Annotated in this window: 22 protein-coding genes; 11 read left to right on the forward strand and 11 right to left on the reverse strand. The window is 70.8% G+C overall.

The features are described 5' to 3' along the window. Positions 1-42: 42 nt before the first annotated feature. The 3 genes from AB0M36_RS32335 to AB0M36_RS32345 form a co-directional block, all read right to left on the reverse strand. Positions 43-1,164 (reverse strand): hypothetical protein, encoded by a 1,122-nt coding sequence (locus tag AB0M36_RS32335; protein ID WP_364165380.1) that lies wholly within the window; start codon positions 1,162-1,164, stop codon positions 43-45. A gap of 131 nt (positions 1,165-1,295) precedes the next feature. Beyond that, positions 1,296-2,438 (reverse strand): glycosyltransferase family 4 protein, encoded by a 1,143-nt coding sequence (locus AB0M36_RS32340; protein ID WP_364165383.1) that lies wholly within the window; start codon positions 2,436-2,438, stop codon positions 1,296-1,298. A gap of 16 nt (positions 2,439-2,454) precedes the next feature. Further along, positions 2,455-3,732 (reverse strand): polysaccharide biosynthesis protein, encoded by a 1,278-nt coding sequence (locus tag AB0M36_RS32345; RefSeq protein ID WP_364165386.1) that lies wholly within the window; start codon positions 3,730-3,732, stop codon positions 2,455-2,457. 107 nt (positions 3,733-3,839) lie between these two features. Here AB0M36_RS32345 and AB0M36_RS32350 point away from each other — a divergent pair, with 107 nt between their 5' ends. Together AB0M36_RS32350 and AB0M36_RS32355 are read left to right on the forward strand one after the other, a co-directional pair. Further along, complete coding sequence (locus AB0M36_RS32350; protein ID WP_364165389.1) at positions 3,840-5,285, forward strand: thymidylate kinase; 1,446 nt, start codon at positions 3,840-3,842, stop codon at positions 5,283-5,285. After that, a complete protein-coding gene (locus tag AB0M36_RS32355) occupies positions 5,282-7,567 on the forward strand; it encodes a hypothetical protein (protein WP_364165392.1) in 2,286 nt (761 codons plus the stop codon). The genes AB0M36_RS32350 and AB0M36_RS32355 overlap by 4 nt, the downstream gene beginning before the upstream one ends. Here the strand turns inward: AB0M36_RS32355 and AB0M36_RS32360 are convergent. Then, positions 7,455-8,330 carry a glycosyltransferase family 2 protein gene (locus tag AB0M36_RS32360; protein ID WP_364165395.1) on the reverse strand — a complete coding sequence of 292 codons (876 nt, stop codon included), beginning with the start codon at positions 8,328-8,330 and terminating at the stop codon, positions 7,455-7,457. The two genes, AB0M36_RS32355 and AB0M36_RS32360, sit on opposite strands and share 113 nt — an antisense overlap. Positions 8,331-8,449: 119 nt before the next feature. On the opposite strand from AB0M36_RS32360, the gene AB0M36_RS32365 reads away from it, so the two are divergent. Further along, positions 8,450-9,061, forward strand: a complete 612-nt coding sequence (locus AB0M36_RS32365) for a hypothetical protein (RefSeq protein WP_364165398.1) — start codon at positions 8,450-8,452, stop codon at positions 9,059-9,061. 72 nt (positions 9,062-9,133) lie between these two features. Here the strand turns inward: AB0M36_RS32365 and AB0M36_RS32370 are convergent, their stop codons facing one another. From AB0M36_RS32370 to AB0M36_RS32380, 3 genes are all read right to left on the reverse strand, one after another. Next, on the reverse strand, positions 9,134-9,823 hold the full coding sequence (locus AB0M36_RS32370; RefSeq protein WP_364165400.1) for a response regulator transcription factor: 690 nt from the start codon (positions 9,821-9,823) through the stop codon (positions 9,134-9,136). Positions 9,824-9,919: 96 nt separating this feature from the next. Further along, positions 9,920-10,654, reverse strand: a complete 735-nt coding sequence (locus AB0M36_RS32375) for an EAL domain-containing protein (protein ID WP_364165403.1) — start codon at positions 10,652-10,654, stop codon at positions 9,920-9,922. Between the two features lie 167 nt (positions 10,655-10,821). Beyond that, positions 10,822-11,253: a glycosyltransferase gene (locus AB0M36_RS32380; protein WP_364165406.1), complete on the reverse strand. Its 432-nt coding sequence runs from the start codon at positions 11,251-11,253 to the stop codon at positions 10,822-10,824. Positions 11,254-11,469: 216 nt separating this feature from the next. Between AB0M36_RS32380 and AB0M36_RS32385 the strand changes: the two genes are divergently transcribed. The 5 genes from AB0M36_RS32385 (at position 11,470) to AB0M36_RS32405 (ending at position 15,212) form a co-directional block, all read left to right on the forward strand. Beyond that, positions 11,470-12,066 (forward strand): hypothetical protein, encoded by a 597-nt coding sequence (locus AB0M36_RS32385; protein WP_364165409.1) that lies wholly within the window; start codon positions 11,470-11,472, stop codon positions 12,064-12,066. Between the two features lie 28 nt (positions 12,067-12,094). Then, positions 12,095-13,171 carry a hypothetical protein gene (locus AB0M36_RS32390; RefSeq protein ID WP_364165411.1) on the forward strand — a complete coding sequence of 359 codons (1,077 nt, stop codon included), beginning with the start codon at positions 12,095-12,097 and terminating at the stop codon, positions 13,169-13,171. Between the two features lie 70 nt (positions 13,172-13,241). Next, a complete protein-coding gene (locus AB0M36_RS32395) occupies positions 13,242-13,688 on the forward strand; it encodes a DUF4262 domain-containing protein (protein ID WP_364165414.1) in 447 nt (148 codons plus the stop codon). Between the two features lie 326 nt (positions 13,689-14,014). Further along, complete coding sequence (locus AB0M36_RS32400) at positions 14,015-14,464, forward strand: SSI family serine proteinase inhibitor (protein ID WP_364165417.1); 450 nt, start codon at positions 14,015-14,017, stop codon at positions 14,462-14,464. A 364-nt stretch (positions 14,465-14,828) separates the two neighbouring features. Then, positions 14,829-15,212: a hypothetical protein gene (locus tag AB0M36_RS32405; protein WP_364165420.1), complete on the forward strand. Its 384-nt coding sequence runs from the start codon at positions 14,829-14,831 to the stop codon at positions 15,210-15,212. Positions 15,213-15,289: 77 nt separating this feature from the next. On the opposite strand, the gene AB0M36_RS32410 is transcribed toward AB0M36_RS32405, so the two are convergent. Further along, complete coding sequence (locus AB0M36_RS32410) at positions 15,290-15,691, reverse strand: DUF4878 domain-containing protein (protein WP_364165423.1); 402 nt, start codon at positions 15,689-15,691, stop codon at positions 15,290-15,292. A 294-nt stretch (positions 15,692-15,985) separates the two neighbouring features. After that, positions 15,986-16,351: a hypothetical protein gene (locus tag AB0M36_RS32415; RefSeq protein WP_364165426.1), complete on the reverse strand. Its 366-nt coding sequence runs from the start codon at positions 16,349-16,351 to the stop codon at positions 15,986-15,988. Between the two features lie 115 nt (positions 16,352-16,466). Here AB0M36_RS32415 and AB0M36_RS32420 point away from each other — a divergent pair, with 115 nt between their 5' ends. The 3 genes from AB0M36_RS32420 (at position 16,467) to AB0M36_RS32430 (ending at position 18,184) form a co-directional block, all read left to right on the forward strand. Then, a complete protein-coding gene (locus AB0M36_RS32420; RefSeq protein WP_364165429.1) occupies positions 16,467-16,976 on the forward strand; it encodes a hypothetical protein in 510 nt (169 codons plus the stop codon). A 180-nt stretch (positions 16,977-17,156) separates the two neighbouring features. Further along, complete coding sequence (locus AB0M36_RS32425; protein ID WP_364165604.1) at positions 17,157-17,690, forward strand: HAD domain-containing protein; 534 nt, start codon at positions 17,157-17,159, stop codon at positions 17,688-17,690. 188 nt (positions 17,691-17,878) lie between these two features. After that, entirely contained in the window at positions 17,879-18,184 is a 306-nt protein-coding gene (locus AB0M36_RS32430) for a hypothetical protein (RefSeq protein ID WP_364165432.1), read from the forward strand. Between the two features lie 12 nt (positions 18,185-18,196). Here the strand turns inward: AB0M36_RS32430 and AB0M36_RS32435 are convergent, their stop codons facing one another. Together AB0M36_RS32435 and AB0M36_RS32440 are read right to left on the reverse strand one after the other, a co-directional pair. Continuing rightward, positions 18,197-19,228, reverse strand: a complete 1,032-nt coding sequence (locus AB0M36_RS32435) for a 5'-3' exonuclease H3TH domain-containing protein (RefSeq protein ID WP_364165435.1) — start codon at positions 19,226-19,228, stop codon at positions 18,197-18,199. Positions 19,229-19,282: 54 nt separating this feature from the next. Continuing rightward, complete coding sequence (locus AB0M36_RS32440; RefSeq protein WP_364165438.1) at positions 19,283-20,200, reverse strand: ABC transporter substrate-binding protein; 918 nt, start codon at positions 20,198-20,200, stop codon at positions 19,283-19,285. Between the last annotated feature and the right edge of the window lie 16 nt (positions 20,201-20,216).

Here is a 20,216-nt window from a genome sequence, read left to right on the forward strand (position 1 = left end):
ATATTATGAGGCTTTTATCTAATTCGAGACCCGATTCGGTTCTCAGACTTCGGGGCGGACCGTCATGTACGAGAGGTTCAGGTAGGAGACGTGGACGGCGGCATGGGGAATGGGGATGGACACTGTGCGCGCGGTTGCGCCGTTCGCGCGGTGGAACACGGTGTAGGTCAGGCTGCCTTCGCCCTCGCGGGTGGTGCTGAGGGTGTGTAGCTGGGTGTCGGAGAACGCATGGAGCGTTTGCATGGGGCGATCCGGGCCGGTGCCGAGCTTGGTGTCGAAGAGAGTGGTGGTCTTTCCCGTCCTGCTATCCGTGGAGAAGACGCGGCCATCGGCATAGACCCAGTGCAGCCGGTCGCCCTGCCAGTCCTGTTCGACGTAGTCGATGTCGGCGTCATTGATGAGCGTGGCGTCGTCGAAAGTCAGACGGTGTACCTGATGGTCGCCGGTGGCGGTGTCCCACGAGACGACGTTCGGCTGTTCGCGGCCGGCGGCGTCGGTGTCCCAGGACAGAAAGGTGACCACGCCCTCGTGGCACGGAACCTCACCGGTCGGCGTGGTGCCGAACTGCGGGCGCCATCCGATGACCTTTTCGCCGTCGTCCGCCGGGTACAGCCGCGCGAGCATCTGCGGGCTGGCGATCTCGTCGACCGTGGAGACCATGCCAGGCCGCTTGGGCGCCTGGCTCTTGTGGTTGCCGGGATTCTCGGCCACCCCGAAGATTTGACCGTCGCAGCGGGCGCCGGTGAAGTAGTTGCCCTGCACGGGGAACAGGTGAGTGTCGCCGTCGGTCATGACGGCGACCTGGTTGTCGTAGCCGCCGTCGTCGCCGTGCCCGCCGTTGTAGACGCCGACGGATTCGCCGTTCGGCAGCGCGAACATCAGATTCTGCGCGCTGGCTTTGGGGTTATCGGCTTTGGTCAGCCCCGACGCCGTCAGATGGTAGTCGCTGCTTTCGTCGGCGAAGTGCAGTCCATGGTCGGACCAGACCGGTCTCATCATGTCCATGTGCTTGGTCTTCACGGTGCGGAAAGAGCCGTCAGCGTCGACGAGAACCAGATATCCCGGATTCTGCACCGTCCCGAGCGCGTTGGACATCTCAGAGCTCTGCGGCCCGATGAAGAACGCCATGACCGCGTCGCCCAGCCTCACCTCGCTGTCGGCCACGACCGCGTGATCGAAAAGCTGTTGGCCCGAGGACAAGGGGGAGGTGCATCCGGCCAGGGTGGCCGCGACGGCCAGAGCCGACGTCGCGACAGCCACGAAGCCCGGTTTCCTCGCCATCCCCTTGCGTGCCATCAGGCCGCGTGCGGCAGTCCGGTCGCGCCGGGTGAGGGCGGCAGGGACATGGCGGTCCGCGCCCGGCCCGGAACGCGGGCGTGCGTGGATACCGCTTCGAGCAGCGTGGTGGCGACATCGTCCCAGGAGTGGGCGCCGCCGTAGGGCAGCGGCGCGGTCGCGGCCGTCGTCAGGCCCGGCAGCAACTCCACGATCCGGCGAGCGAGCGCTTCGGGCCGCGGCTCCGACACGACCCCGCCGGCGGCCCGCGTCGAGTCCCGCAGGCCCGGCACGTCGTACGCGATGGTCGAGGTTCCCAGGGCCGCGGCCTCGGTGACCACCAGGCCCCAGCCCTCGCGGACGCTGGTCGCCAGGTGGACGTGGGCACGGGCCATCCGGTCGTGCTTGTCCTCCTCCGACACCCGGCCGAGGAACTCGACACCCTCGGGCGCCGCGGCGCGCAGCCGGTCCAGCATCGGACCGCCGCCGACCATCCACAGCCGCAGGTCGGGGATGTCCCGACGGGCCAGCTGGACGGCCTGGATCACGTCCCAGGGCCGCTTGTAGCTGACCATCCGGCCGCAGAACACCGCCGTGGGCGTCGGCTCCTTGGCGACCTCGGGCAGGGTGGTGGGCGGCTCGTAGCCCTCGGGCACCACGGTGACGTCACGGGCGCCGAAGCGGCCCAGCGCGTCACGTGTCGAGTCGGAGACCGCGAGGATCGGCGCGCCGGACAGTCGGCGCAGCCAGCCGGGCTCCAGCAGGTGCCGGCCGAGGTGGGCAATGAGCGGCGGGGCGTTGTGGTGCCAGATCTCCTCGCAGGTCTGGTGCACCAGCGCGATCGTGCGGGCGCCGTCGTCGACCCACTCGTGGGCGAGGAACGGCACCGTGTTGGTCTCGTCGACCACGACGTCGAAGCGGCCCCGGCCGTAGCGCTGCCACCAGCGCCGCGCCTCCCGATAGACGGTGAACCGGTTGCCGGCGCGGACGACTCGGTAGCCTTCGACGATCTCCGCGGCGGGGCGCCCGGCGACGGCCGCGGCGAACAGCGTCACCTCGTGGCCGGCGGCCACCCAGCGGCGCAGGACCTGCTCGGTGTAGACCTCCGCGCCGCCGGCGGCGGGGTGGGTCAGGTCGCGCCAGTTCAGCACCAGAATGCGCACGTCGGGCCTCCGAGGATCAGGCCGCGGTAGCGGCGGTACGGGAAGGATCGGCATCGGCCGGTGCCACTTGAGCGTTCGCCCGCGGAGCCCGCGCCCAGCGCCGGCCCTCCAGCACGACCATCGCCAGCAGCGTCGGCACCAGGGCGGCGGCCGAGCACAGCGCGATCTGCGTGCCCGAGCCGTGCCAGGTCTCGATCAGCGCGACCTCGAGCACCGCACCCACCCACGGGACGGCGATGAGCCGCGAGCGGCGGGCCAGCGCGGCATGGGTCAGCACGGTGACGAACGAGGTCAGGGCGGCCACCGAGGCCAGCGCGCGGACCAGACCCACGGCGTCGGCGTACTTGTCGCCGAAGAGCACCGCCAGCACCAGCGACGGCAGGGCGATGACCACGGCCGCGCCCAGCACGGCCGGGCCGGTCACCGCGAGGCCGCCGCTGAGCAGGGCGCGGGTCCGCCCGGGCGTCGGCCCCGCGGCGAGCAATCGGGGGAAGACCGCGGCCATGATGCCCGCGGGCAGGGCCAGGACGGTCTTGGCCACGGTCGCGGAGGCGACGTACGAGCCCGACGCGGCGTCGCCCAGGTGGTGACGCGCGAGCAGTAGGTCGGCGGTGGAGAACAGGAACAGGCCGGTCACCGCGATCCCGGCGTGCGCGACGGCGCCGAGCCGCAGGCCGGTCGCGCCGGTGTGCCCCACCGAGCCCCGCAGCCGCGGGACGGCGACCAGCAGGGCCGCCAGTTCCGAGAGCACGGTGCCGGCCAGGGCGCCAGCGACGCCGAACGGCACGACCAGGGCCAGTCCCAGCGCGAGCCGAGCCACGGTGGAGACGAGATAGGTGGCGGCGACCGCGCTCACCTGACGGTCGCCGAGCAGCAGCCCGCGCGCGGCGGACACCACGGCGGCCGCGACCAGGTACGGCGCGAGCGGCACCGCCTCGGCCAGCGACGCCAGGTGGAAGTAGTCACGCAGCAGCGGCGCGCAGAACAGCACGAGCAGCGCGGGCGGCAGCGACCACATCGTGACCGTGCGCAGCGTGCGACGGGCGGTCTCCCAGGTCAGGCCGTGCTCGGCCACCAGGGCGGAGGCGGCGGTCTGGAGCGCGCCGAGCGGCACGGTGAGCATGACCATGGCGCTGAGCACGGCGCCCAGTGCTCCGTAGGAGCCGAGGTCCAGCAGCCGCCCGACCGCCGAGTGGAAGGCGAGGTTGCCGGCGCTCTGCACGGCGACCGCCACGGCGATCGGCGCGGCGCCCCGGGCGGCGAGGCCCACGATGCGACGGGATAGGGAGGTCACAGGGTCTCTATCGACCGTCCGGCCCTCGACCTGTCTGATTCTTCCGCACGTCTGCGTCATGCAAGTCGACCCGCGGGGTGCGCCGACCGGGCCATAATCGGGGTGAAATGACCAATTACTGGCAAACCAGTGCGGAACAGCCGCCGCGAGACCTCGCGGCCGACGGGTCACGCCCCGGGCCGCCGAGCCGTCCCGAGCTGCTGGCCGCGGTCACCGCAGCCCTCGACGCCACCGGGCACCGCTGGGCCTGGCAGGGCGAGGCCGGTGCCGCCGAGCGCTGGGCGGCCGAGACCGGGCCCAAGGACCTCGACATCTGGTACGCCGCGTCGTCGTCTCCCGGCGACCCGGTCGACGTGCTCGCCCGCACGTACGCCGGGGCCCGGGTGGCCGAGACGCACGATCCGCGGCGGCTACGCCACGTGAGCCTCTCCATCGAGACGACCACCGGGCCTGCCGTGGTTGATGTCACCCACGGTGACCTGTGTGTCGGCCCGGTGCTGCTGGTGCCCGCCGGTCAGGCGACCACCGACCCCGCCGCCCACCGGTTCACCGGCGCGGCGGCAACGGCCGACCTGCTGGTACGCCCCGTGCTGCGGGGCCGCCTTCCCGACCCGGAACGGCTCGCCGAGGCCCGGGACGCCTGGGAAGCCGCCGATGTGCGGCACCGGCGGGAGTTCGCCTGGCGCCTCACCCGGCAGCTCGGCGCCCGCGTCGCCGCCGACCTCATCGCCGTCGCCGAGGGCGCGGCACCCGACCCGCGCCTGCCGCTGAGGGCGCGGCTGCGCCTGGTCGCCCGCAGCCTCGCGCCGGCCGTCGTCGGGTCGACCTGGTCGCAGCGCCACAGCGTGCTGCCCGCCGCAGGGGCAGCCGGACCGCTGGGCCTGCGGGTACGCGGCGTCGTCGTGGCGCTGGTGGGCACGGACGGTTCGGGCAAGTCGACGGTCGCCGACGGGCTGCACGAGCGGCTCCACGCCTTCGGGCTGCCGACGAGCGCGACCTACTTCGGCATGGCGCGCGGCAACCTGCCGGGCGTCGCCCTGGTCCGCCGGATGCTGAACGTCGGCTCCACCGCCCCTTCCGCCGAGGTCCGGCCGGCGGCCGAGGCCTCGGACGGGCCACCGGACGACCACCGCACGCTGCGCCGCGTCGCCGCCTGGTTCTACGCGGGGGAGTACCTCTGGCGCTACCTGCGCAGCGTCGCGCCGGCCGTGGCCCGCCGCCGCGTCGTGATCGCCGACCGCTGGGTGTACGACCTGCGCGAGTCGCCGTGGCCGGGCTCCCGCGCCGCGCGCGTGGCCGAACTCCTGGTGCCCGCCCCCGACATCCTGGTGCTGCCCGACGCGCCGGACGAGCTCATCCACCGCCGCAAGCCGGAGCGCTCCCACGCCGAGCAGGCCGCCCAGCAGCAGCGGTTCCGGGAACTGGTCGCCGAGCGTCCTGCCCGGTCCGCCGAGATCGTCGTGGACACGTCCGGCGGCACGGCGGACAACCTGGCGCCGCTGGTGGCGGCGGTGGTGCAGGCGGCGCACAGCCCGAGGCGCCGCCGGCGGTGACTCTCGTCGCCCGCCACCGGGGCGGCCAGCGTTCCCGTGCGACCCGGGCCGGGGCGCCGTCCTACGCGCCCCGGCATCGGCGGCTGCCGGGCATCGACCCGCGCGCGGCCCGGCTGGCCGCCGAATCCGGGCTCCTCGGCCTGATCGTCGGCGTGGCCGTGGTCGCGCCGTGGACCGGCGACGGCTACCTGGTGCTGCTCGACTGGGTGGCCGGTCCCCATCAGGCCATCACCCCGGCGCTCTACGGCCTCGACCCGGCGGCACTGGACGCGCTGCCGTACCGGATGCTGACCGACGCCGTACGCTCGGCCGTCGGCCCGGCCGCGACCAGCTGGCTGGTCGTCCTCTGCTATTTCCCGATCGCGGCCTCCGGCGTGTCCGCGCTGGCCGCCGGGGGACGGTGGCGTCGGCACACCGCGGCCCTCTTCGCCTGCTGCAACCCGTTCGTCGTCGAGCGCATCCAGGCCGGGCACGTCGCCTTCCTGCTCGCCGTCGCCCTGCTGAGCTGGCTGCTCGCGTCGGCCGTGCGGGCCCGCCGCCGCGCCACCTGGTTCGCCATCCGGCCGGCGGTCTGGTTCGCGATGGCCATGGCGATCGGCCCGCACGCCGCCTGGCTCGGCGGCGCCTGCCTGCTGGCGGTCGCGCTGCTGCCGCGCCCGGCCCTCAGGGACCTCGCCCGTACGGCCGTGGTGATCGTCTGTGCCGGATTCATCTACGCGTACGCGCTCGCCGTGCTCCTCAGCGCGATCCTCACCGTCCGCGTCGGCAACCAGGACCTCGAGGTGTACGCCCCGCACGCGGGCCGTGGCGGGATGCTCGCCACGCTGGTCTCGCTGCAAGGCTTCTGGCGCGGCGGCGCCGACAGCAGTCCCCCGATCGACCTGGGCGTCATCCCTGCCACGCTGATGCTGCTGGCGGCGGTCGTGGGACTGGTCCGGTTGTGCCGCCGCGGCCCGCTCTCCGGGCAGCCGCTGGCACTGCTGGCCGTCGTCGGCCTGCTGCTCGGCGCGGGCATACACGGCCCGCTCGCCCCGGCATACCGGTGGGCGTTCGACGTCGTGCCGCTGTTCGAGGCGATGCGCGAGCAGCAGAAGTGGGTCGCGCTGACCATGCTGGCGTACGCCGTCGGCATCGGGGTCACCGTGGAGGCGCTTGCCGCGGCGTGCCGAGCCGCGCGACCGCTGCCCGTGCGTCTCACGGCGGCCGGTGCGATGGTGGCGGTCGGCGGCGTGTTCGCGGTCGTCGCCCCCTCGCTGGTCTGGGGCCTGGGCGGCAGCGTGAAGATCAGCCGGTACCCCGAGGCGTGGTACGCCGCCGATCGGATGATGGGCGACGGTGACGAGGCCGTGCTCTTCCTGCCCTGGCACCTCTACCAGCCGTTCGGCTTCACCGACTCGCGGACCGTGGCGACGCCGGCCGCGGCGTTCTTCCGCCGCCCGGTGCTCAGCAGCGACGCCGTCGAGCTGGGCCCGGTGCAGACCAACTCGGTCTCGCGGCGGATGGCGTACGTGCAGCGCCTGGTCGCCGCCGGCGGCGCCGGGGACTTCGGCCGAATGGTCGCGCCGCTCGGGGTGCGCTACGTGGTGCTGGCCCGCGACCGCGAGGCCGAGGACTACGCCTGGCTCGACAAGCAGCGCAACCTGCGCCGGGTGTTGCGGACGCCGCAGCTCGACGTCTACCGCGTCGAGGTGGACGGCACCGGGCGGGTGGTCGCCGCGCGTGCGGGCGGTTACGACGAGGCGGTCACCGTGGCCGGCCGGGGATCGCTGGGCACCGAGACGGTGCTGGAAGGCGGTGCGGACCGGGCGCCGCTGCCGTCCACCGCGTCGGGCGGGATCCGACGGACCGACTCGACGACCTGGGAGGTGGCGGCGGGCACGCCGGGCTGGGTGGTGATCCCGGAGGAGTGGTCACCGGGCTGGTCGGCGGGTGGTCTGCCGAGCGCGCCGACCGCGGCCGGGACGGTCGCGATCGACGCCGGAGCCGCCGCGGTGACGGTGAGCTACACGCCATGGCGGTGGTTGCGGATCGGGCTGATCGCGTCGGTGCTGTCGCTGCTGGTGCTGCTCGTCGTGGGGCTGCTGGAGCATCGCAAGGATCTGGTGCGCTGGTGGGCGCTGCCGTACCCGCAGGGGATCGGATCGCCGCAACCCGCGCCGGGCGAACCGGTCAGGCGGCGTCGGCCAGCTGCGAGGTCCAGGCGGTCGGCGCCGGACGGAGCACGATCGGGGCGGACGCGGGCCGACGGTACTGGTCGGTCAGGTGCAGGCGAGCGAAGATGACGAACGTGTCGCGGATGGTCCGCAGGATCGCCGAGGAACCCACCGTCGAGCCGGCCATCCGCTCCTCGAGCCGCACCGGCGCGCCGACGAACCCGCGGATCCCGGCCGCCTTGGCGGCGACGAAGAACTCCAGGTCGAAGGCGAAGCGGCGCTCGCGCAGCCGGGGCAGCAGCTCGGCCAGCACGTCGCGGCGCAGGACCTTGCAGCCGGTCTGGGTGTCCCGCATGCCCAGCACGAACATCAGCGCCACCAGCGTCGAGTAGACCATCGACACGAGCTTGCGGAACGGCGAGGAGGCGCTGCCCGACGCGGCGTGCCGCTTGTCGGCGTACACGCCGGCGTGGTCGCCCGCCCGGGCCACCCGCAGGTACTCCGCGAGGTGCCGCGGGTCGATGTCGCCGTCCGCGTCGACGAAGCCGATCCAGGCGCCCCGCGCGGCGGAGAAGCCCAGGTGCAGCGCGCCGCCCTTGCCCTGGTTGACCGGGCTGACCACGACCCGCACGCCCGGCAGGCCGGCGAGGGTGCGCTCGGAGCCGTCGGTCGAGCCGTCCGAGACCGCGATGACCTCGTAGGAGACCCGCTCCTCGGCGAGGCACGAGACCAGCTTCTCGACGGTGGGCCGCAGCGCCGCGCCGGGGTTGTAGAACGGCACGACCACGGTCAGCTCGACGGCCGGGTCGGCCGGGGCCCACAGCCGGGCCGCGTTGTACATCGGCGCGGCGGCGGTGGTCGGAGCGGAGGCGGTGAGCAGCGTTGCGGTCATGCCCGACTAGTTCGGAGCGCAACCTCAATCCAACCTCTAGCCGTCTTCAAGCCCCAGGCAAGTTGCGAAGCGGTTCGCCCCCTGCCGTTCTGCACCTTTTGCGTGGCACTATGTGATACGTGAACCCTCGCCCTTCCCGCAGGTCAGGCAGCCTCGTCGCGGCCGCCTCGCTGGTGGGCGCCCTGGTCGCGCCGGGTGCCGCGCTGGCCGAGGGACCCGGGTACGGCGGCACCGCCGACGCCCTCACCGTGCAGTGGCAGCCCCCGACGGGTGCCACCGGCGACGGGCTGGCCGTCTACGCGGTGGGCTTCAAGGGCAGCTCGCCCGTCAACCTGCGCGTGGGCTCCGAGCCGGAACGGCCCGTGTTCACCGACGCCTCCGGCGCTCTGCGCGTCCTGGTCCTGACCTCCGCCGTGACACCCACGCCCGCCTCGACCCCGGACACCACGGTGCTGTCCGCCGCCAGCGCGGTCAGCCGGCTCTCGACCGGCGCCAGCGTGCTGGCCGTGGGGGAGACCCCGACCGGTGTGCTGCGTACGCTGGTCGGCTCGGTGCCGCCCCCCGACGCCGGACGCGGACTTCAGGATGTCGCGCCCTGGGTGGGTGCCGCGGCGGCGGTCGGTGCCCTCGTGGTCTGGACCCGGCGTCGCACGGCCGCGCTGGCCGGAGCGTCGGCCGGTGGCGCGCACCGCTACCCGCGTCGGCACCCGGCCCGCCACCGCGCGGCCTGAGTCTTCGCTCCGCTACAAAAAAGACCCACGCGCCGAACGGCGCGTGGGGTCTTGAGGTAAGTGTGGCTCGGCTCAGGGCTCGAAACGGTAGCCGACGCCGCGGAGGGTCCGGATGTGCCGCGGTGACGAGGCCGACTCGCCCAGCTTCTTGCGCAGGTTGCCGACGTGCACGTCGATGATGTGGTCGTCGCCGTACCAGTTGTCGCCCCAGACGTCCTCGAGCAACTGCCCGCGGGTGAACGTGCGGCGCGGCGCGGAGGAGAGCAGGTCCAGGATGCCGAACTCGATCTTGGTCAGCTCGAGAACCTGCCCGTCGAGGGTCACCTCGCGCACGTCGGGGTCGATGCGCAGCAGGCCGTACTCGCGGATCGCCGTGCTCTGGCCCGCCGCGGAGTTGCGGGGGCGGCGGCGCATCGCCTGGATGCGGGCGGCGAGTTCCCGCGGCGAGAACGGCTTGGTGACGTAGTCGTCGGCGCCCACCGACAGGCCCACGACCTTGTCCAGCTCGTCCGTGCGGCCGGTGACCATGACGATGTAGGCGTCGGTGAACTGCCGGATCTGCCGGCACACCTCGATGCCGTCGACGTCGGGCAGGCCGAGGTCGAGGATGGCGATGTCCGGCTTTTCCTTCTGAGCCTGTTCGACCGCACCCTTGCCGTCGGTGGCGACGACGACGTCGAAGCCTTCCTTCTCCAGCAGATGCTGGCAGAGCAGCATGAATTCGGGTGAGTCCTCGACGACGAGCGCGCGCGGCCTGGCCACGGGACCTCCACTTTCTGCGGGAACGACGGGGGTTGCTTCGAGTCCTATCGGTCGCGCCGTCGCCGAAACGAAGGTTTCGCCGGGCACGATCGCGGGTCAGGCGCCGCCGATCAGGATTCCATCGGCGGTGATCTCGGCACGGGCCGGCAGCGGTCCGGGACGGGCCATGAAGTAACCCTGACCCAACTTGACGCCCAGCGTCCGCAGTTTCTCGTGCTCGGCGACGGTTTCGATACCCTCGGCGATCAACATGGCGCCGATGTCCTCGGCGAATCCGACCAGCGAGCGGGCCAGCGCCATGCGTACCGGGTCCGTGTCGATGCCCCGGGTGAGCGTGATGTCGAGCTTGATGATGTCCGGGCGCAGCTGCAGGATGTGGCTGAGGCTGGCGAAGCCGGCCCCGGCGTCGTCGACCGCGAGCAGGATGCCGGCCGAGCGCAGCCGCTCGGTCACCTTCACCAGCGCCGGGTAGTCGTGCACCTGGGTGTGCTCGGTCAGCTCGACGGCGATGCCGCGCGCCGCGTGTCCCAGGAGGGTTTCGCAGACGCGCGGGTCCAGCAGTGCCTCCACCGACAGGTTGGCGCTCAGCCAGGCCCCGCTCGGCATCTCGTCGAGGTAGGCGAAGGCCCGCTCCAGGGCGAGCAGCTCCAGGTCGACGCCCACGCCGGCCTCCGTGGCCGCGGCGAACGCGTCCGCCGGGCTGGAAAAATGCGCTTTGTCGAACCGGGCCAGCGCCTCGTACGCCTTGACGACGCCGTCCTCGAGTCGCACGACCGGCTGGAACGTGGGCTGGATCGCCTGGGAGTGGATAACTTCCCGGAGGTTGCGCATGGCTGGCACGGCAGGCGCGGTGAAGGTCATGCCGCCTAGTTCGGCAGCGTCTCTCAAGGCAGTCTCAGACCGGTTTCAAGAGCTCGGCAAGCCCGCGCGGGGTGTCGCCGGCCGGACAGCACTGAACCCCGACACGCGGTGCGTGCCGGGGTGCGGTGTCAGTCGGATCAGACGAGGACGGTCTCCCGGTCGCGGGCGCGGTGCAGACACTCGATGAGCTCGTGCGGGTCGACATCGACGTCCGCGTCGACGTCGACGACACCGACCCAGGACCCGCCGGCCTCGACGAGACCCGCCTGGAGCGCGGCACCCTTGTCCTGCAGGTCCCGGTCGGCGATGACCCGGATCCAGGACAGGCCCTCGAGGGCGCGCTCGGAGCCGTCGGTCGAGCCGCCGGAGACGGCGATCATGTCGAAGGAGATGTTCTGGGCGTACAGCGTCGACGCGAGGCGGTCGACCGTGCGGCGCAGCGCCGCACCGGGGTTGTGGAACGGGATGACCACCGTGAACTCGACAGCGGCCTGGCCCGACGAGGAGGCCCGCTGGGTGGGTCCGGCGACGACGAACGGAGGGACGGCGATGAGGTGAGCGACAGTCATGCCCCGAGATTCGACTAGCAATCTCAACGCCGTCTCATCCGGTTCTCAAGCCGGACGCAAAGCTGCCCGCCGGCGCACCAGCCGCCCCGGGATCCAGCAGCCCGAAGAGCAGCTCGGTGGCGCCGGCCACCGCGACGAAGCGTCCTGGCCTCCCCGCGGGGATGGGGACGTCCCTCGTAGCGACGCTCAGTCAGCGTCAGGACCGGTGGTGCCGCCGTGGCTGTCGCGGCGGAGCCGGTCCATGCGGTCGGCGCCGCGCTGGACCGCGTCGCGGGAGCGGTGCAACAGCTCGTTGCTGCGGTTCGTCTTCGCCGTCGTGCGTTCGAGCGAACCGCGGAAGCGGGCGATCGGGTCGGCCGTGCGACCGTCCCGCCGGTCGGACTCCTCATCGAGGAGGCGTTCGCGTTCGTTGGCGGCGGCCTCGCGGGCGTCGGCCTCGCGTTCCCGGCGGTCCGCCAGGTCGTCGCGGGCGTCGGCGTCACGTTCCCGGCGGTCCGCCATATCGTCACGGGCGTCGGCCTCGCGCTCGCGGCGGTCCGCGAGGTCTTGCCGGACGTCGGCTTCGCGCTCGCGGCGATCCGCGAGGTGTTCCCGGGCGTCGGCTTCGCGCTCGCGGTGATCGGCGAGGCGATCCCGCGCCTCGGCGCGTGCGTCCCGCAGGTCGGCGTCGCGTTCTCGCGCGCTCAACCGCAGTCCCCGTTCGTCCAGATCCGCCGCCAAGCTCGTCCGCTGGTGGTCGGGCGCGTTAGTACCACCCACGCGCCCCAGACTACCGAACAGCCAAGGCCCGCACGATTGCGCTACGGATGGTGAAATCCTATCGGCGCAGTAGCATCGGGGCGTGCTGCGCGACCGTCGGATCCGGCCTGGTGTGGGACTCGTCGCCGCGCTGGCGGCGAGTGCCCTGCTGCTCGCTGTGCCGCCGGCCGCGCAGGGCCGGCGGACCGCTCCGACACCCGCCGCCCTGGCCTGGCCGGACGCCCAGCGCGCGAGCCTTCCGGCGGCCCTCGCCGACGGGACGGCATACGAGCCGGGTGTCTTCCTCGACGCGCGCAGTTCGGTCGGCACCGCCGCGAGCCGCGACGGCAAGTCGCTGCGACTGCTGGCCCGAGCCGCGGACGGCTCGGTGCGGCAGCTGCGGACGCTGCCGTCGGCGCGGAACCCGTCTTTCCAAAGTCTCACCGTTACGGGTGACTTGCTCGCCTGGTTCGAGCGCACCAACGGCGGGCTGGAGTTGTGGGCGTCGGGGCTGGGCGCCGGACAGACACCGCACCGGGTCACCGCCGACACCGGCGAGGCCCGGTTCTACCGGTCGGAGACCGACCTCGTCGTCGCGGACGGGCGGCTGCGCTGGGTCGCCTCCGGCGCGGGGGGCGTCACCGAGGTGCGAGCGGTCGCGGTGGGCGGCGGCCCGGTCGAGGTACGCCCCATGGCCGGCACCTGGCGGCTGCTGACCTGGCCGTGGATAACCGACGGGGTGGCCGACTCGGCCGGCGCCCGTACCCTGCGTGATCTTGTCTCGGGCCGGGACGTCGCGGTGGCCCGGCCGCGCGACGGCGCCATCGGGTGCAGCGCGGTCTGGTGCAGGATCGTGTCCCTGGACGCCGACGGCTACACCCGCATCGAGCTGATGCGCCCGGACGGCGGCGACCGGCACGAGATCGCCGGCGACACGGCGGCGACCGAGATCGTGGACGTGGCGCCGCTCGACCGCTTCGAGGTGTTCGCCAGGATCGGGGCGAACTCGGAGCTGACCGGCAACGCACAGCTGTTGGTGCACGAGACGCTCACCCGCAGCACCGTGGAGATCAGCCCGGACGCGGGCGGGGTTTTTCTGCGCAACGGGGTGCTCTGCTGGTCGACGGGCAGCCAGGAGACCTTCGTCCGACACACCCTCGACCTGCGTACGGTGTCTTAGCGCGCGTGTGTGTGTTCTCTTTACGGGTAATCGGTCTTGCGGAGAACGCAGCGAGCGGGAGGCAATCCTGATGACGGCCGGACAGCGCGACGCCGGGCTTCGCCAGATCGGCGAGACCATCGAGCGCCTCGGCGTCTACCTGGAGTTCGTCCCGCAGCCGACTCCCTTGGAAACGTGCTGGTACACGATCGGTCTGACCGACCACGGTCACCCTGAGCTGATCTTGTTCGGATTGCCCCCGGACATCTCACGGCCCGTCCTGCACGAGATCGCCGCTGACATCATCGCCGGCCGCCGTACGTACGCAGCGGGACAACACGCCGACGACGTACTCGAAGGACACCGGGTCCAGTTCGTCGCCGTGAGCGAGCCGGATCGCCACCTGCCCGCTGCCGCGCAGTTCTACGCCGCCTCGGGTAGCGCGGTGCGGGCACTGCAGATCGTGTGGCCGGACCGGTACCATCGCTGGCCCTGGCAGCCCGGCACGAGCGTCGCTGACATGCCGGTGCTGTCCTAGCCCCCAAGATCGCGTGAGGGCTGGTCCCGCAGCCGGCCGCTGTTAAAGCTTCATGAACACACGTGACCCGATGTGATGATCCCTACGTCGTGATCATCCATCCGCGCCGTACTGCCGTATCCCGTGCGGTGCCCGACGCCACCAGCGCGCCGCGTCGCCCGGGTGGGTGCCGGCCGCGTTCGTCGCGTGGAGCATTGAAGAGCCGCCCGTAATATCGCCTTGTCATTTCATATCGACGGTCGCCGGCCCGGCAATTGACCGGCAGGAAACAGCGTCATAGCGTGGAGTCGATTGGTGCGGAGCGTCCGGCGATTACCGCGTAGATAGTGATCGCTGATGTCTCGCCGCCCTCTTACAAGGAGGAATTCATGACCACCTTCCGGCGAATCGGTATTGCGCTGACCTGCCTGTCCGCGACGGCGGCCGGGCTGACCGTCGCGACACCCGCCCAGGCCCGTCCGGTCGAAAGCCAGTCGGCGAGCGCGTTCATTCTCGCGGTGGTTCCGGAATTCGGTGGACCCACCAGTATGGCGACACTTCTCTGCGACCCCGCCGGTGGCACGCATCCAGACCCGGTCGCGGCCTGCTATGTGCTCCGAATCGCCGGCGGCGATTTCCACGCCATCCAGGGCGTCCGCGGTCCGTGCACCATGGACTACCGTCCGGTGACCGCCATCGCGTACGGATATTGGCGCGGCACGCCGACGAGCTACAGCGAGACATTCACCAACCCATGCCTCATGGAACGCGCGACAAGCGGCGTCTTCAATTTCTGAGGCGACACGACCGAGCCCTCGGCTTTCGATTCCATGAAGAACGCCAGAAACGACTTGGATGAGAGAGCAGAACGTCAAGCACGATATTCGCCAACTCCGGCGCGGAGTGCGCACGATACCGGCTCCGCGTCCGGCAAAACCACCCTGGCCGACGAGTTGGCCGTCACCCTGCGTCAGAAGACGGCGCGGCCCGTGCTCCGGGTCACGATCGACCACTTCAAACGGCATGTCGACCTGCGTACGCGATATCCGGCCGGCTCGCCGGAGAGCTACTACCACGAGATGTACGACGCCGACGCCATCCGGGCCGAGCTGCTCGCCCCCCCTCGGCCCGGACGGCAACCGCCGCTACCGCACCCAGGTCATGGACTTCAGCGGCCGCCTGCCTGTCGACTCCGGCGTCCACCTGAGCCCGGACGACGCGATCCTCGTGGTCGATGGCGCGTTCCTGCAGAAGCCGGCACTGTCCCGACACTGGGACTTGACCGTCTACCTTCACATCGAATTGGCGGACGTGCTGCAACGCGGCACGAATCGCGACAAGGCGTGGATGGACTCCGCGGAAGCGGCGGCTGAGCGATACCGCACGTACTACCTCCCCGGCGAGAAGCTTTACCTGGCCGAGATCCGCCCGGCCGAAAGAGCCGACATCGTCATCGACAACCGCGACTTCGCCGCACCCCGCGTCCTGCGTGACCTTCCCGATCCGAGGCGGGAGTCCCGACCGGATGCGTCGGCCTCAGGATGATCGCTACGTCAGAAGCGTCTTCGTCGCGCGGATCAACATGAGCTGATCATCTCGCACCTGTAGCGTAGTAGTTCTCGTTAGTACGGCTGCCCGCACATTTTCCACTGTCCGTACTCCTTGACAAGTGCGAACGTGTGCTGGTCGACAAATCCAGTATCGAGAGTTAGCTTCGCGGTAACGGTTGCGGATACTCGGCCGTTGAGGTTCGATACGTTCACGCCCACGATCTTGTGGCTACGAATCTGGGGCTGCCCACTGAGCCCTTGAACAAATGTTTCGCGCGAGAACTTGCTCCGTGTGCTGGCGCAGAGCCGACCATAAGCGGCGTCAGCGTTGCCCGATTTCAGATCAGCGACGAACTCGTCCGTGGCCTGACTAGCCGGTCCGGTTGCCTGCTGTATCCCGCGGAAGAGAAAGTAGCCTCCGGTCACCCCACCCGCGCAGCACAGCACCAGTACAACACCGACGACGATCAACACCGTCCGCAGCGTACGGCGCCGTGGAGAAGGTACGGACTGGTGCGTCGGAATCGCCACGATGATCAAGCCTAGCCACTCGAGTGCCGCATGTGGCCCGTTCCGCGGTGGGACGAGGCGATCGCCACCGAAGGTTGCCGAACTGGATGCGTCGGGATTACCGACGCACCGCTGCGAAACGCGAATACGGTCGCGACTCGTGCGGCGTGGCTCCAGCGGAAGCGGAAGCGGAAGCGGAAGGCCGAAGGGATGCTCGGCGAGTACGTCAAGGCGTTCTGCCCGGCGGTCGGGCAGGGGTCACTGCTGCCGCAACCCCCGCAGGGCGGCGTCGGCGGTGTCCTCGGGGGAGCTGTTGAAAGCGATGGCCGCGCCGGGCGCGTGCAGCCGGACGAGGTTGACCAGCTTCTCGAAGAACTCGAGGTACGGCTCGTGCTTGCGGATGCCGCCACCGATCACGACACAGGCGTACTCGCTGCGGGTCAGCGCCTCGACTATCGTTTCCTCGGCATTGTCGTCGACGGCGATCAGGACCGTGTCGGCATCGATGCCGAGTTCGGCGAAGCGCGCCTCGCCGCGTCGGATCGCGGCGACGACCGGCTCGGGATCCCACCCCGACAACCTGGTTGGATCAAGACCGATCACCAGTACGCGTCCCGATACCATCGTCCGCCCTCCTCGGCGCGCTGACATCCCCGCCCATTGTGGGCGCTGCCAGCGACGTACCGTAGCTGCAGCGGCGCAAGACCCGCTCTATGTGAGTTGCTACCTTGGTGATCCTATGACGCGACAATTCGGTGACCGAGCCAGATTTGCTGTAGAGGTGGGCCAGGTCTGGCCGCCGCCACCCGACCCGGCCACCGGCGATCTGCGCACCGTCGATCTATGGGCCGGCGGCAAATGGCTGACGACGGACGACAACACCGCCTTCCTTCCTTCCTTCATCCCTTTCCTCCGGTCCACGGCGGCCCAGGTACGGCGCCGCGACGTCAGCCCTTGCCCGTTCCCGGAACGTTCACCGGAGGAGATCTTCCGGCTGCTCTACGCGGACAACGAGACAGACTTTCGAGAGCAGTTTTGGCTGCTGCACTGGGGTCCGACCGTCGACAACGTGACGAGCTACGCCTATCTGGACGGTGACGATCTAGTGGTCGTTTTCGCTTACCAGCGAGCGGAGCATCCCTTCCCCGAGGACCTGGGCAAGGTCTTCGTTGCCAAGATCCCGGCGGACGAGTTCGCAGCCGTCCTTGACGAAGCAGCTGATCTCCTGGATGCCGAGCTCGTTCGATAGAGGTCCCACCAAGCAGCTCCACCGTTGGGCATCATGGCCGCCCAGATCGCCGGCACCGGCATGATTGCCGTGGTTGCCTGGTTCCCCGTCAAGGGATTCGGCGGGTCGGCCGCCCTACCGCGGGATCACCTGTGCCTGGAGACGAGCGCAGCGCCTGCTGTTCGGTAGGGTTCGCACGTGATCTCCGGTCAGGCCGGCGAGCCCGTCATCTTCCTCGACGTCGACGGTCCGCTGATCCCGTTCAGAGCCCGCCCCCTGGGCCAGGTGATTCCTCCGACGTTGGCGAACGACACGGGCAACCCTCTGCTTGATCGCATCAATCCGGAGGATGGGCGACGGCTGCTGGAACTGGGATGCGGGCTGGTCTGGGCGACGACCTGGGGGCAGGAGGCGAATGAGGTCGTCTCACCACGGCTCGGATTGCCCCCACTGCCCGTCGTCGAGTGGCCCGACGACGCCGAGGACCTCGCGCGTGGTCTGCACTGGAAGACAGACGCCCTGATCCGGTGGGTAGGTGGAGGTCCGTTCGCCTGGATCGACGACGAGCTGACCGATACCGACCGGCGATGGGTCGCGGCACACCATCCGGGCGGGGCGTTGCTGCGTCGTGTCGATCCGTTCCAGGGCCTCACCGAGGAAGACTTCGCAGCGGTCCGCCGATGGCTCAACGACGAGCACCCCGCTCGGACGCTTCCTGTCCCGACGTTCCGCTGAGGCTTTGCCGATACGATCCGGCTCTCCTCGAGTCAAGCAATCGGCCACCGCGGGATCCGAGGCCGGAACCTCAACTGCCAGTCGCCGACCCAGCCGTAAGGCCGACAACTTCTCCGTGGGCCAAGAGAGGTCGTCGTCCGTCATGCACGAGAAGATAGCGATCCGACGTCAGCAGGCAGAATCGCAGCGTGGCACAACTACCCGAGGATGTTCGATCAGCGCTTCGCTTCTTCGCCTTCTTCCTGGCCAACGGGACGCTCGTCATGGAGTTGCTGGAGGATTTCGACTACCGCCCCGTCGTCATGGCGTACGGATCAGGCCTTGAGCAGGTCTTCGCCATTTTCGCCAATGTCCTGGACGTCGATGAGGCGGGCAAGGTGACGAACTACGACGACGCGGAGTTTCGCGCCGCGCAGTGGATCCGTAGATGCTGCGACGACACCTACCGGGTGGATCCTCCGTTCGCTCAGTGGGAGATCGAGTTGCCCTTGTAGGAGGCCCGCGGCCTAGAAGAGCGACAGCTGACCCGGAGTAGGGTCGCGGCGCCCGGTCATGCCCTTGCGGATGATCCACGGCCGCAGCTCCGGAATCGGGTCTTCGTCGCGGGGCTGGCGCTGTTGCGGGACCCCGCCCGTAAGCGCCCACAGCGACGGTCCCAGATTGATGCCGCGTTCGCGCAGGGCCCGCCGGAACACCGGCAGGCTCAGCGGCAGCCGCACCTCGTCGAGCCCGGGCACGGCCAGGTCGGTGCGCATCCGCATGAGCCGCCGGTTGCGCTCGATCACCTCGCGGACGCCGGGCGCGGCGAACTGTTCGGCGGCCCGGTCGCCGACGGCCTCGCGGATCAGGTGCGCGGCGCCCGACTCCAGCGCCGTCCACGCCCCGTCGATCGTGCCGAAGGCGGCGAGCAGTTTGGCGGCGGTGGCCTCGCCGAAGCCGCGGACGCCGGGCAGGTTGTCGGAGGGGTCGCCGCGGAGCGCGGCGAAGTCGCGGTACTGCCATGGTTCCACGCCGCAGAGCTCGGGGAGGCCGGCGGCGTCGACCAGCACAGCCTCGTCGAAGCCGCCGTTGCGGACGCGCAGCACCGAGGTGGTCTCGTCGATGAGGGCGAAGGCGTCGCGGTCGCTGGTCATCAGCACCGAGCGCCAGCCGTGGCCGCGGGCGTGCGCCGCCGCGCTGGCGAGCACGTCGTCGGCCTCCCAGGCGGGCGGGACGATGCTGCGTACCCCGGCGGCGGTGAGCAGGTCGGGCGCGCCGGCGATCTGTTCGCTGAGGTCGGCGGGCTTTTCCGGGCGGTGGGCCTTGTAGCCGGCGTAGTCAGCTCGGCGCGCGGAGTCGTCGGGGCAGTCGAAGCCGACGATCAGCGCGTCGGGCCGCAGGTAGGCCGCGGCCCGCGCGATGAATCCGACGAGTCCGCGCAGCGCCCACACCGGCCGGCCGGAGGAGTCGAGCAGACCGTCGACCGCACCGGCGTGGTAGGCGCGGTGCAACAGGCTGTTTCCGTCGAGGACGAGCAGCAGCGGAGCCGGGGGCGACACCCGCCGAGTCTACGCACGCCGCCCGGCCCACGACGCGAGCGCCGCCCGTGGGCGTCAGCCGGTCGTGAAGCCGCCGCCGGCCGCGTTGATCGACGCCGCGCTCATCGCTCCGCTGGTGAGGCCCCAGCGTTCGAGCAGCTCGCCGTAGGCGCCGGAGCGGATCAGCCGGTCCAGGGCGTCGTGGAGGGTGTCGCGCAGCGGGCCCTTGCCCTTGGCGACGGCGATGCCGTACAGGCCCGGCTCGTACTGGACCGTCGAGGCGAGCTGGTAGAAGCCGCGGGTGCGCTGGTCGGTGGTGAGGTGCACGGCCGGCGGGTAGTCGTTGAGGACCGCCACGGCCCGGCCGGTGCGCAGCTGCAGTAGCGCGTCGGCGTTGGTCTTGTAGGTCTTCACGATGATCGGCTTGGTGCCGCAGCCCTGCTGTGAGCGCTCCAGCAGGTCGACCTGGACCGTGGCCTTCTCGACCGCGACGACCTTGCCGCAGATGTCCTTGAGGTCGGTGACGCCGCTCGGGTTGCCCCGCTGCACCACGATCGAGGTGCCGGCGGCGAAGTAGTTGACGAAGTCGGCCTCCTTCTCCCGCTCGGCGGTGTCGGTCATGGAGGACAGCACCCCGTCATAGGTGCCCTTGACGGTCTCGTTGAGGAAGGTGCTGAAGTCGTCACCGGCGACCATCTCGATCTTGATGCCGAGCACGGTGCCGAGCGCGGCGGCGAGGTCCGGCTCGAAGCCGACGATGGTGCGGCCGTCCGGGCCGTACGACTCCATCGGCGCGTAGGCGGGGTCGGTGATCAGCCGGATGGTGCCGCGGTCGCGGATCTCCTGGGGCAGCGCGTCGTGCAGGGCCTGGTCCATCTCGATGGTGCTGGATCCGCCGTTGCCGTTCTCGGCGGACTTGTCGGCGCCGCCACACCCCGCCAGGGCCAGCAGGACACCGGTCAGGGCCAGGCCGGTCTTCGTCAGCTTTCTCATCGCGAGTGTGCTCCTG

The sequence above is a fragment of the Actinoplanes sp. NPDC051346 genome (assembly GCF_040682215.1).
In the GTDB taxonomy this organism is placed as follows: domain Bacteria; phylum Actinomycetota; class Actinomycetes; order Mycobacteriales; family Micromonosporaceae; genus Actinoplanes.